This is a genomic window from Streptomyces sp. NBC_01276, assembly GCF_041435355.1.
GTDB lineage: Bacteria > Actinomycetota > Actinomycetes > Streptomycetales > Streptomycetaceae > Streptomyces.
Map to the genome: position 1 here is coordinate 414,128 of NZ_CP108443.1, position 11,869 is coordinate 425,996.

8 protein-coding genes and 1 pseudogene are annotated in these 11,869 nt (G+C 68.6%); 6 read left to right on the forward strand and 3 right to left on the reverse strand.

The features are described from left to right. Positions 1–13 precede the first annotated feature (13 nt). Positions 14–220: pseudogene (locus OG295_RS39195) on the reverse strand (hypothetical protein); the annotation flags it as partial. 214 nt (positions 221–434) lie between these two features. Here OG295_RS39195 and OG295_RS39200 point away from each other — a divergent pair. From OG295_RS39200 to OG295_RS39225, 6 genes are all read left to right on the forward strand, one after another. Further along, entirely contained in the window at positions 435–1,076 is a 642-nt protein-coding gene (locus OG295_RS39200; protein WP_331738617.1) for a hypothetical protein, read from the forward strand. A gap of 602 nt (positions 1,077–1,678) precedes the next feature. After that, complete coding sequence (locus OG295_RS39205) at positions 1,679–2,404, forward strand: leucine-rich repeat domain-containing protein (protein ID WP_331738619.1); 726 nt, start codon at positions 1,679–1,681, stop codon at positions 2,402–2,404. Between the two features lie 265 nt (positions 2,405–2,669). Then, positions 2,670–4,301, forward strand: a complete 1,632-nt coding sequence (locus OG295_RS39210) for a serine/threonine-protein kinase (RefSeq protein ID WP_371681503.1) — start codon at positions 2,670–2,672, stop codon at positions 4,299–4,301. Between the two features lie 444 nt (positions 4,302–4,745). Beyond that, entirely contained in the window at positions 4,746–9,014 is a 4,269-nt protein-coding gene (locus tag OG295_RS39215) for a trypsin-like peptidase domain-containing protein (RefSeq protein WP_331738621.1), read from the forward strand. 105 nt (positions 9,015–9,119) lie between these two features. Beyond that, positions 9,120–9,503 carry a CU044_2847 family protein gene (locus OG295_RS39220; RefSeq protein ID WP_331738623.1) on the forward strand — a complete coding sequence of 128 codons (384 nt, stop codon included), beginning with the start codon at positions 9,120–9,122 and terminating at the stop codon, positions 9,501–9,503. Between the two features lie 101 nt (positions 9,504–9,604). Continuing rightward, positions 9,605–10,501 (forward strand): hypothetical protein, encoded by an 897-nt coding sequence (locus OG295_RS39225; RefSeq protein ID WP_331738625.1) that lies wholly within the window; start codon positions 9,605–9,607, stop codon positions 10,499–10,501. Positions 10,502–10,517: 16 nt separating this feature from the next. On the opposite strand, the gene OG295_RS39230 is transcribed toward OG295_RS39225, so the two are convergent. Both OG295_RS39230 and OG295_RS39235 read right to left on the reverse strand, forming a co-directional pair. Then, on the reverse strand, positions 10,518–11,375 hold the full coding sequence (locus OG295_RS39230) for an IS5 family transposase (RefSeq protein WP_371681504.1): 858 nt from the start codon (positions 11,373–11,375) through the stop codon (positions 10,518–10,520). A 72-nt stretch (positions 11,376–11,447) separates the two neighbouring features. Further along, on the reverse strand, positions 11,448–11,867 hold the full coding sequence (locus OG295_RS39235; protein ID WP_331738627.1) for a RacP protein: 420 nt from the start codon (positions 11,865–11,867) through the stop codon (positions 11,448–11,450). Positions 11,868–11,869 lie beyond the last annotated feature (2 nt).

Below are 11,869 nucleotides of genomic sequence, written 5' to 3' on the forward strand. Positions count from 1 at the left end.
GCCGAGCACCTGATCAGTCGTTGCCCACCCGCTGAAAGATCTCGGAGAACTCGCCGTTATCGATCAGCCCGGCGATGACGGCAGTCATGCTGTCGATGCCGGGATCCCTGACGATCAGGCCGTCCGAGTCCCAGAAGTACCGGCCCCCGAGGGCCTCGTCGGTCCCTGCCCAGAGTTTCATCAGACGCTCGACTTCCGCGACGCTGAAGACGGTCGCGGTTCAACGAGATCCATCCTTTGTGGACGATCGCGCAATTCCCCACCCCGGCAGTCACGTAATTCCCCAGGTCCCCTCACAAGTCCGCCTGCGGGCTTGTACCGGTTCCCCCAAGCGGGGGAACCGGTTCGTACCCGCGGGCGACGCCTGCTCCTCACAGCGGGTGCGATCTTCGAGATGACAAGAACCGGAGTCACCGCGTGACCTGAGGAGCACTATGACCGCCGTCGACACACCTCGGACCGGATGGCGTGGCACATGGCGGGCCGCTCACGCGCCCGTCGAAGGAGTCCCCCGCTGGGCCCGTACCGTCGCCCACGCCATCCCGTTCATCGTCCTGCCGTCCGGCATCTGGCGGATCGCGACCGTCGTATTCGACGTCGCCGGCGACGGCCGACACCACGGCGCTGCCGACACCACAGTGGGCCTTCCCAACCCGGTGTACGTGACCTTCCTGTCGCTCCTCTCTGAGCTCCTCGCGTTCGCCGCCGTGGGTCTCATCGCCGCGTGGGGCGAGGTGTTCCCCGGCTGGATACCGGTACTGCGCGGACGCCGAGTGCCGCTCCTGGCCGCCGTGATCCCCGCCGCGCTCGGCGCCACCATCCTCACGGCCCTGTGGACCACCCTCGCCGTCCAGATCGGTTCCGGGGTCACGCTCCAGGGAAACCCGCTTCCGGCTGACTTCCCCACCGTCACGCTGCACGGCTGGCGCCTCGGCTTCTTCCTCGCCACCTACGCCCCGCTCCCGCTCTGGGGACCGCTCCTCGCCCTCCTCACCATCGCCTACTGGCGGCGCCGCACTCCAGGCCTGCGCACTCCCACAGCGTTGGCCGGGTCCTGCCCGTCCCCGCCCAGATGACAGGCGGGGACGGGCAGGATCCACGCGGCCTGAGTAGCCCTCCGCCACCGGCATCCCCATGGGGAATGGTGACCGTGCGGGTGGGGAATTTCGTGGTGCTCAAGCAGCTGGGAGTGGGGAATTGCGTGACCTCTGACATCCTTCAGTGTCACGAAGACATCGACGTTACAGACCTCTTCCAAGTCCTCGCCGTCGCTGGGCAGGAACGACGCCTGGAAGTCCGCCAAGCGGACCCGATACCAGGGCTCGTCCCACCCTCGCTCGATCGGTTCAGACGATGTGCTGTGGCTCATCGCGCGAGTGTCCCTGGTCGGGGCATCGATCTCAACCGAGATCTTCTGCCGTGCTGCCGCTGCCTGCGGTCAGAGCTGGGGACGTTCGTCCGTACGTAACTGGGGAGAAAAGTCCGTACGCCGACAAGAAGGCTACACCGGCATCTCAGGACCCCGACTTGACCGCTTGGCACCGTGAGGTGTCTACCGCCTCGCCAGCACCCGAGCCCGCGCCGAGGAGTCGGTCAAGGCCGGCTGATCTTGTCGTAACTGCCTGCTGGTCCCGAGTTCCGGACGAGAATTGGAGTCCAGGCGGACTGATGATGGGGGATGGCCGTGAGGCACACGCTGAACTTGTGGCGTCAAAAGCTCGGAGAGGTGCCCGAGTCGGTCTGGCGACAGACCGAGCTCCGCGTGCTGATCCTCGCGGACAACGGACTTACGGCCATCCCTCCAGCCATCGGGCAGCTTCACCGGCTGAACACCCTGGACCTGGGCCACAACGAGCTGTCGTCGGTGCCCGAAGAACTCGGCAAGCTGACCGAGCTCAGCGGCTGCCTCTACCTCCACGACAACCAGCTGACACGGCTTCCGGACTCTCTGGGAGACCTGACCCGGTTGCGTTACCTCAGCGTTGCTGAGAACTCCCTCACCACCCTGCCGGAGATGATCGGTGGGATGAGCGGCCTCATCGAGCTCAGGGCGCAGCACAATCGGCTCGTCACCTTGCCCGATGCCATCGGCCAGCTCCGCAACCTGCGTGAGTTATGGCTCAGGGGGAACGCGATCGAGCACCTGCCGATGTCGGCAGCCGGCCTGCGCGAACTACGCCACCTGGACCTACGCGAGAACTCTCTGATTGGGGTGCCGGAGTCTCTGGCCGGCCTCCCGCGCCTGCGTCAGATCGACCTGCGGAGCAACCGCCTTGGCCAGCTGCCCGACTGGCTCGCCCTGATGCCATCGCTGGAGAAGTTGGATCTGCGGTGGAACGAGGTCGATCCCTCGCTACCGCTCCTCAGCAAGCTGGAGCGGCGGGGGTGCGTCGTCCTGACGTGACAGAGACGACACCACCTCTCGCCACAGTGCCGCTATTTCTCGGGTTCTGGCTCAACTTCTGGATGTTGTTGGTGATCTTGTCGGGGCCTGTTGGCATGGAGCTGATGCGCCCCGTGCTGCTGCCTGACTTGCAGCCGAGCGAGGCGGGTCGGACCTTCGGGTGTTCTGGTGTAACGGCAGGCAGGGTTCTACGCTCGTGGGCGAACGAGGCGGGCGGTCGAGCCGTGAGGTATCCCCGGGTGGGGAGACGAGGGGGGAGTGCTTCGTGCCGAGGGCAGCGTTTCAGTTTCCTGCATTGCAGTCGAACGATCCGGACAGTCTCGGGGGCTTTCAGCTGGTGGCGCGGCTGGGCGAGGGCGGTATGGGGCAAGTGTTTCTCGCGCTTTCCCCCGGCGGACAGCCAACGGCCGTGAAGGTGATCCGTCACGAGTTCGCCGGGGACGCGGAGTTCGGACAGCGATTCGCGCGCGAGGTGGGCGCCGCGCAGAAGGTGCGCGGTGCCCACCTCGCGCCGTTGCTGGACGCCGACCCCCAGGCCGAGCGGCCATGGCTGGCCACGACGTACGTGGCCGGGCCCTCCCTGCGGGACCTGGTGGCTGACCATGGGCCGCTGCCGACCGAGCAGGTGGTGCTACTGGCCTGGGGCATCGCCCACGCCCTCGCCGACATCCACGCCGCGAACGTGGTGCACCGGGACCTCAAGCCCGGGAACATCATGCTGGACGAGAGCGGTCCGAAGGTCATCGACTTCGGCATCGTCAAATCTCTGACGCAGTCGGTGACCTATAGGAGCCATTCCACCCGGATCGGCACCCCCCTGTACATGTCGCCCGAGCAGGCCTCGGGCCGCGCCGTCGGCGCGGCCTCCGACATCTTCGCTCTCGGTTCCACGCTGTACTTCCTCGCCGCCGGCCGTGAGGCGTTCGCCGCGGAGAACGAGTGGGCCGTTGCCCACCGCGTCGTCGCGGACGACCCGGACGTGTCCGTCTTCACCCCTGCTCTGCGCCAACTGATCGCCGCCTGCCTGCACAAGGACCCCGACCAGCGCCCGACACCGGGACGTGTGCGGGAGTGGTGCGAGGAGGAGCTGGGTGACGCGCTCGGTCCGGGCGCCTGGATGGGGATCACTGGTGCCCGCGCGGCTATCCAGGCGCGCACCAGCGCTTTGCGCGCCCTCACTGTCACCGGCTCGGAAGCGGCAGACACCGCCTTCCGTCATCAGCCCGATTCCCCGCATGTGATGGGTGGCGACGAAGGCGGCGGGACCCGGGAGACCGGGCCTGTCGCCTCATCGGCTCCCGCCGCGTTGCCGGGTACTCAGAAACTGCCGCAGCAGGTGCCGAACCCGTTCGGGCCCCCATCGGTGGGCGAAGTGATCGGCACCCATGTGGCGGAGATCCTCCTGGCAGCGGGAGCGCTCGTCTGGGCGAGTTTCAAGCCGCTCTTTTCGGAGACCTGGAAGAAGGAGCCCTCCGGCACTCAAGTGGCACACGTGATCGAGCGCTTCAACTGGCAGCACCCTTGGGAGGCAATTCCCAGCGGCATCCCCGGAGTGACAACGAGCTGGCAGGCGATACCCATCGGGATCATCGGTACAGCGGCTGGCCTCGCCTTGGCAGTCCTGTTCCTGCTGAGGCTGGCCGACGACCAAGACCTGAAGAAGTGCGGCCTGGCGGCCGGCGTGATCTGTGCCGGCTGGATCACCATCGTCACGCTCCTTGGTCTGTGGGTGCTCGCGATGACACTCGGCTGGGAGCCCTCGGATGACGCCAATCCCGGATACACGATTCGCACCGTGCTCTTGCCTGGAGGATGGCTGCTACTGCTCGCAAACGGCCTGATAGCTGACGCGCTCCGGCGCACGCAGGGAAGCGGGGCCCTGGCGTTCGCTGGATGAATGCGACGGGCACCGGCCGCCCTACTGCAACGGTGTCTGTTGTGACGGTTTGTCGGCTTCTGGACTCGGCTCCCGGACCCCAGGTGAGCTGACCTGTCGGGCTCTTCGGCGGCGCGCGGCCGGGCCGTCGGCTCGGCCGCCACGTCGAGCACGAAGGGAGCATCGGGGTGCCGCGCGGTTCGTCGACGACGAGGTTCTCGGACGGAGCGGCGAAGTCGACGGCGAAGCCGCGCACGCTCCCGCCGTGCCGGGCCCGGCTTGTGGGCCGGCAGCGCGGTCATCGCGGAGGGGGCGGGGGCGACGGAGAGCAGGGTGCGGCGGCGCACGTCGGCGATGAGGTGACGGACCACGATGCTGCCGCGCCCCGCCGGGTTGTGGGGATCGGCCGCGCCGCCGATGCTGGCTTGAGTCATCTCGGGGGTCGCTTCGAATACGGGGGAACTCATGGCCGCTGTGCGGGGGCGGGACGTTCTCGAAGCCTCGCAGGTTCGGGTCCTGTCGGCCGAGGGCGAGGTGGTCGGTGCCGGGTTCCTCGTCGCCGCCGACGTGGTGTGCAGTTGTGCCCACGTCGTGGCCCGGGCGCTCGGAGTGCCCGACAATGCGCGGTCGGCACCGGGTGGGTTGGTGCACGTCGATTTTCCGCTCCTGGCCGGCTGCCCCGCGGGGCGGGCGGCCGTGGTGTCCTGGAGGTCCGGCGGGCAGGACGTCGCGTTGCTGAAGCTGGAGGCGGTCGTCGAGGGCGCCCGGCCGGTACAGCTGGTCGACGGGACCGGTGTCTGGGGTCACACGTTCCGGGCGCTCGGCTACCCGGGTGGTGCCGACCTCGGGGTGTGGGCCTCCGGGACCCTGAGGGCCGGGCAGGGGTCGGGCTGGGTGCAGATGGAGGCGCACGAACCGGGTCCGCGGATCTCGGCGGGATTCAGTGGGTCCCCTGTCTGGGACGACGCGCAGGACGGCGTCGTCGGCATGACGGTCGCCGCGCATGTAGGCGAGCGCACCGCCTATCTGCTGCCGTCCGCCGAGCTGGTCGACGAGGAGACGCTGCGGTCGCGGTGCCCGTTCCAGGGACTCGCGCCGTTCTCGGAGGTCCACGCGGAGTTCTTCCACGGGCGCGACGGCGATGTCGCACGCGTGTACGCGGCCGTGCGCAGGCGGCCCCTGACGCTGGTCGCCGGGCCCTCAGGGTGCGGGAAGTCCTCACTCGTGGGGGCGGGGGTGCTGCCACGGCTGCGGGCCGATGGGATGGGTGTCTCCCGGCTACGGCCCGTGCCGGGGGTACGGGCGGCCGTGGCGCTGGCGAGGGTGCTGACAGGTGTTCTGGAACCGGGGCTCGACGAGATCGAGCGGCTCGCGAAGGCGGAGGAGCTGGCAAGACTGCTGAGTGGCGACGGCGGCCTCCCGTCCGAGTTGCGGAGCAGGATCCTCGCCCGCGGTGGAGGAGCCGGGCACGTCCTCTTCGTCGACCAGTTCGAGGAGTACGCGGCAGCCGAAGCCACCGCTGCCCGTGACCTGTTGGCGCTCCTTGCCGCGCTCGCGGGCGAAGACGGACCATCGGCATTACGGGTCCTCGCGACCGCGAGGCCCGACTCGCTCGACGCGCTGGTGACGGCCGACACATCCGATCTGCTCAGCGACGCCGTGGAGTTCCTGGCGCCGCTTGCCGGTGAGGGACTGGAGCGGGCCGTGACCGGGCCCGTCCATGACATGCCGGGGCTGTGGTTCGAGCCGGGGCTGCCGGAGCGGATCATTTCGGATGCGGGCGACGAGCCCGGACGGATGACCCTGGTCCAGTTCGCCCTGACCGAGCTGTGGGAACGTCGCACGCGGTCGATGCTGACCCACGCCGCGTACGACGAACTGGGGGGTGTGGCGGGTGCGCTGGTCGGATACGCGGACGACACGCTCGACAAGCTGGCACCGGCCCGGAGGGACCTCGCCCGGCGGCTGTTCGCTCAATTGGCCCGGCCGGAGGCTGACGCCTTCCTCCGTCGTCCGACCCGCGCCGGCGACCTGGCTCCCGAACTCGTCGGCCTGGCCAAAGAGCTCGCGCCGAGCAAGCTGGTCGTCCTCTCCAGGGGCCCGGGCGACGTCGAGGAGGTCGTCGATCTGGCACACGAGGCACTGACCCGGCTCTGGCCGCGCCTGCGGCAGTGGCTGGCCGACTCCCGGGACTTCCGCGCCTGGCAGGAGCAGTTGCGCGCCGATCACCGCCGCTGGTTGGCACAGCAGAGGGAGTCACCGCGGCTGTTGAGCGGCACTGACCTCGCCGAGGCGGAGCGTCGCCTGGCCGGGCACCCTGACGACATATCCACGGACGAGCGTGAGTACGTACTCCTGAGCCGACGTCACTCCCGGCGCGGAGGCAGGATCAAGAAGGCAGCCGTGGGAGCGCTGGCCGTTCTCACCACACTGTCGCTCGTTCTGACGGTGGTCACCGTACGGAGCCTTCGGGTGACCGAGGACCAGCTGCGGTTCCAGGCGGCGGCACTGCTGGCACAAGCCGCCGACGACACCCCCGGCACCGACCCGGCTGCCGCGCTCCAGCTGGCCCTGGCCGCATGGAGCACCCGGCAGACCCCGAAGACCCGCGACGCGCTGATGCACCAGTACGCACGGGAGCAGTACCTGGTGGGTGCCCACCCGTCCGTCTGGAAGGGCCGGGCCGAGAACATGGACGCCACGCCGGACGGCCGTACGCTCGTCGTCAAGTCGGAGCCGTCGGGAGGAAGGGTATCGACGTTCACCGTCGTCACGGGCGCCCTCGAAGGCACGGTCAAGGCGCGGGAAATCGGCGGAGTTCCAGCCGACGTGGACGCCACCGACCTCAGCCCGGACGGCAGCCTGTTCGTAGCGGCCTCCGAGAACGAGGTCCGGCTGTGGCGGACGAACGACGGGTCGGGGCACGAGCCCGTCGTCCTGAACCGCGGGGAGCACAAAATCGCCGAGAAGAACGCAACGAGCCTGGACTTCAGCAGTGACGGGAAGCGTCTGCTGCTGACGATGAAGGACAACTCCATGGAGTGCTACTACCACCCTGAGGTGTGTGTCCCGCCCTTCGCCGAAGTGTGGGAGGTGCCCTCCGGAAAAAGGATTCCCGTCGCGGCCGATCTCCTGACCGACAACAGGCTGTCCGAGGTCGCGTTCACCGCGGACTCGGATGCGGTGGTGCTGTCGACCTATTCGGGGAAGGCCGAGCGCGAGGTCATCGTCAAGGACCTCGCCACCGGGCGTCGGCTCTACGGCCTCGGACCAGAACCCGACGGCAGCATCTACGCCCAGTCGGTCCGAGCGGGCGGCGAAGTCGCGCTGACATGGGCCGACGGCAAACCGTACGTGCAGACGCTCGGCCGCACGCCCGGGCCGCGCGTCGCTATACCCGACAACGGTTCGTTCGCCACTGTCGATGCCACGGGGAACTACGGCATCGAGGGCCGTCCCGGCATCGGCGATGTCAGTGAGGGCGGGTATGTCGAGTCGACTCTGACCGACGTGCGGACGGGGCGGCTCTATCACACGCGCATGCCGACACCAGGTGAGATGGGCACCCAATACGCCCGGATCGCGGTGGTACCGCGGGCGGACGGCACGCTCGTGGCCCTCATACCCGTCGGCACCACCCTGATGGAGGTGCGGGCGGAGCGGACGGGCAACGAGCAGTTCCGGGCCGGGGACAGTACCAGCGGCAGGTTCGCGCTGTCGCCCGACGGACGCTTCGTGGCCAAGGTCGGCGACAAGACCCTGGAGGTCCTTGACGCCTCCCGCACGGTCCGGCGGTCCGTGGAGATTCCGGCCGAGGCGGCCCACGGCGACTGGGAGGTCACGTGGACCGCCGATTCACAGTCGGTCGTGGTGTGGGGGCGCAAGGCCGGTCTCCAACGCGCCTACCCGGTATCCGACCTCGGACAGAGCGTGCCGCTCCCCCAGGAGGCCCAGAAGGGGGAGGAAGTCGACAGCGTCGTCGGAGTGCAGGGGCGCGAGATCGTCCTGTTGACCGCGAACGGCACGCTGGCGCGGCTCGACGCCGATCGCGGGACCGTCCTCACCCAGCCCTTCCTCGCCCACCCCGGCCCCAACAACAACAGGGGCCTGCTCGGCGACTTCTTCGTCTACGGCCAGCTCATGGCCCGTCCGGGGCATCCGGGTCAGGTCGCTTTCGTTACCAGGGCGGGCGGCGCTCGTGGCGAGGTCCGGTTGTGGGACGTCAGGGTCCCGGAGCAGGCTGCGCCCCTGGTGGGCCCCGCCGTCGGCTCCTCGCTCACGGAACGGTCCTTCGGCAGCTCCCTGGTGTTTTCCTCCGACGGCTCGCGGCTCGCGGTGGCGAACTCCGACGGGCGAATCCGCATATGGGACGTCGACCGCCGGACACGGCTGCAGCAGGAGGTGCCGCACCCCAGCCTGAACCGCCTGATCGGGTTCACGCCGGACGGCAGGCTCCTCACCTACCTGAACGGAATGATCAAAATCTACGATCTGGCGAACGGTTCCTTCCTGTCCCTGCCGGCCGCGGAGCACAGTGAAGAGGTCTCCGACACCACGGCGCAGGTGGCGTCGGACCACCGGCTGCTGATCGACAACGCCGGGGGGCGCCGGACCTTCGACCTCCGCCCTGAAGTCCAGTTCCGCACGCTGTGCGCCGGCGCCGGACGCGACTACACGGAGAACGAACGCAAGCTCCTTCCGAAGGGCACACCGTCCGGGCGCCCTTGTTCCTGAAGGGTCCGGGCGTGGAGCCGGTACGCCGAAGCCCCACTGCCACGATCGTGTAACCAAGTCGCTCACGGGCAACGCCGTGCGGTTCCCTTCCGCACAATCCCTTCTATGACCGCTTCAGAGAATGTGACTCTCGACGACGGCACCACGGTCCGTTTCCTGCTCGCCGACGTCAGCCCACCCGCGTCGAAGCGGGACGACCCGGTCGACGGCCTCGGCCCGCTCGTCCCCGTGGGCCGGCGGGGGGACGCCGTCGCCGCCATCGCCGCCGACGCCCTGCGAAGCACGCTCAGGCCGCTGGGGGCCCTTGTCCAAGAGGTCCACTCCGCGATGGTCACGGTGCCCGCGCCGCCGACGGAGATCACCGTCACGTTCGGCATACAACTGAACCAGGACCTGAAGTTGGGGATCGTCAGCGGAAACGGCCAGGCGCACCTGACCGTCACCGCAAGCTGGAGCCCCACTCCCGAAGCCCCCGTCTCCCCCGCCTGAGTACCTGTGTCTGAGTCGCCCATGACAAGTTGGGTGTCCAGCTGCCACGGCAGATCGGTTTGGGGCGTCCTCTTCCAGGCCCGAGGCTTACCCTGCGTTCCATGGAACTGGATGCTGAACTCCGTGCTCTAGCAGCCCAAGAGGACCTGCCCGCTGACCTGGTGCGGCGCTTGCTCCAGCACTCGGGGGCCCGGCGCTCGGTGGCGTTGCTGCGTCGGGACCTGACGGACGAACTGATAGCGGAGATCATCGACCTCGGCTCCGTACGGACTCTCGCCGCGAACTCCTCTGTGCCCTCTCGGATCAGGGCCCGCTTCGCGGAGCATCCGGAGCCGGCTGTCCGGTGTGCGGTCGCGGCGAGCGTCAGGGACGAACCTCTGGGGCTGCTCGCCCGTCTGGCGGCCGACCCGGACCCTTCCGTAAGGTCGTTCCTTGCGATGAACGAGCATCTGCCGGCGGAGTTGCTGGAGCTCCTGGCCGCGGACTCGGAGGCCAGTGTGCGGTCGTCGGTCATCCAGCGCTGGCGTGATGCTCCGGACAATGTCCGCAGGATGTTGCTGACCGACGCCGATCCAGGCATCCGCAGCGACAGTGTTCGGGCATTCGCCCCTCCGGCAGACCTCCTGCCCGGACTGCTGGCAGATCCGGCGACCCGTGCTGCCGCGGTCGCGTATGCCATACCGACTCGTGAGCTGGCGGCCGACTCGGATTCCGATGTGCGGGAGGCTGTCGCCTCACATCCGGATCTGCCTCCCGGTCTGCGTGACCTCCTGGCAGAGGACCAGGACATCTTCGTCAGGAACGCGATCGCGGCCCGGTCGGATATCCCGCCGGCGCTGCGTGAGCAGGTTGTTGTCACGTTGGAGCCCGACGGCCCCGTTGCCGAGTGGATGCTGGCGTTCAGCCGGGGCACCCACACGTGTCCGCCAGCCGCACCAGCCGCGCCGAATCTCACGCGGCAACAGGCAGAATCCTTGCTCGCTCAGGCCGGGCTGTAAGGATGAGCTCCCGTCGTCAAGCTGCCTGAGGCAGGACGGCCACGGACGCTGAGCGTGTGGTTCGGCTTTCGCGGCCTCGGGTGATTCGCCGCGTCATCAGCGTGATGGCGGCCCAGGTGATGAGGGCTTCGGAGTGCTGGACGAGTCGTTCATAGTCGCGTGCGTGGCGGCGGGCGTGCATGAGCCAGGCCAGCGTGCGTTCGACCACCCAGCGGCGGGGCAGGACGACGAATCCGGTGGCGTCCTTGGGCCGGCTGACCGTTTTGATGGTGAGGCGGAGGTACTTCTTGGCCCAGGTGACGAGCTGGCCGGCGTAAGCGGAGTCGGCCCAGATGATGGTGATCTCGGGGTGCATGAGCCTGAGCCGGAAGAGGACTTCCTTGGCCGCGTCGCGGTCAGTCATGTCGGCTGGGGTGACCATGACCAGCAACGGGAGCCCCCGTGTGTCGACGACGATGTGGCGCTTCCTGCCGTTGATCCTTTTCGCCGCGTCGTAGCCTCGTGAGGCTTTGCCGACGGTCTCGGCGGCCTTCACGCTCTGGGAGTCGATCACGGTGGCCACGGCCCTGGGGCCTTTCCCCATGTCACGGCGGATGCGTCCGCGCAGGTCATCGCGGATCTGACCAATGACGCCAGCTGCGGTCCATCTCGCCATGAAGCCCCAGACGGTTCGCCATGGCGGGTAATCGGATGGGAGGGCTCTCCATTTGCAGCCGGTGTCGACGACGTAGCGGATGGCGTCGACGATCTCCCGTCGGGGGTGCTTCTCCGGGGCTCCGCCGGTATCGGTCTGCCAGGCCGGGGTGGGCAAGAGGGGTTCGAGCAGGGCCCACTCGGCGTCGGTGGTGTCTGAGGGGTAGAGGCGAGGGCGCATCAAGTTGTCCCGGGTGAAGTCGAAGCGGGGGCGGGACCCGGCCCAGCCGGGTCCCGCCCCCGCGGGGATCCTTCAGGCGGTTGCGATGAGGTCGAGGGTGGATTCGATGGAGTTGAGCTGGGCGACGATGTGCCGTACCCACTTGTCACCCGGGTGGGCGGCGGCGTGGGGTGCGACGGTGCCGGTGATGAACCGGCGGAACGCGGTGAGTTTCTCGTTGATCACCGTCCGTTCGTAGGCTTCCAGGGCTGCTCGCTCGGCTCCGAGCTGGTAGCCGTCGGCCCTGGTCCAGATCAGTGGCGGCCAGCCGTTGGCCGCGATGATGTCGCGCAACGTGGCCAGGCCGGCCCGTACTTGGCTGGGGGAGAGTTCGCTGGCCGCGACGATCTGGTGGAAAAGCAGGCCGGCAGGACGGGCCTCAAAGAGGATGAAGCGGAGTGTGTCGGCGTGCCGCTCTGCGGCCTGGCCCCGGCGCCGGGAGGCGCGGGGCATGG

What these genes read in the sequence shown, in the direction of transcription:
- OG295_RS39200 (WP_331738617.1), top strand. Translation starts at nt 435, where the DNA reads ATGACCGCCGTCGACACACCTCGGACCGGATGGCGTGGCACATGGCGG.
- OG295_RS39205 (WP_331738619.1), top strand. Translation starts at nt 1,679, where the DNA reads ATGGCCGTGAGGCACACGCTGAACTTGTGGCGTCAAAAGCTCGGAGAG.
- OG295_RS39215 (WP_331738621.1), top strand. Translation starts at nt 4,746, where the DNA reads ATGGCCGCTGTGCGGGGGCGGGACGTTCTCGAAGCCTCGCAGGTTCGG.
- OG295_RS39220 (WP_331738623.1), top strand. Translation starts at nt 9,120, where the DNA reads ATGACCGCTTCAGAGAATGTGACTCTCGACGACGGCACCACGGTCCGT.
- OG295_RS39225 (WP_331738625.1), top strand. Translation starts at nt 9,605, where the DNA reads ATGGAACTGGATGCTGAACTCCGTGCTCTAGCAGCCCAAGAGGACCTG.
- OG295_RS39230 (WP_371681504.1), bottom strand. Translation starts at nt 11,375, where the DNA reads ATGCGCCCTCGCCTCTACCCCTCAGACACCACCGACGCCGAGTGGGCC.
- OG295_RS39235 (WP_331738627.1), bottom strand. Translation starts at nt 11,867, where the DNA reads ATGCCCCGCGCCTCCCGGCGCCGGGGCCAGGCCGCAGAGCGGCACGCC.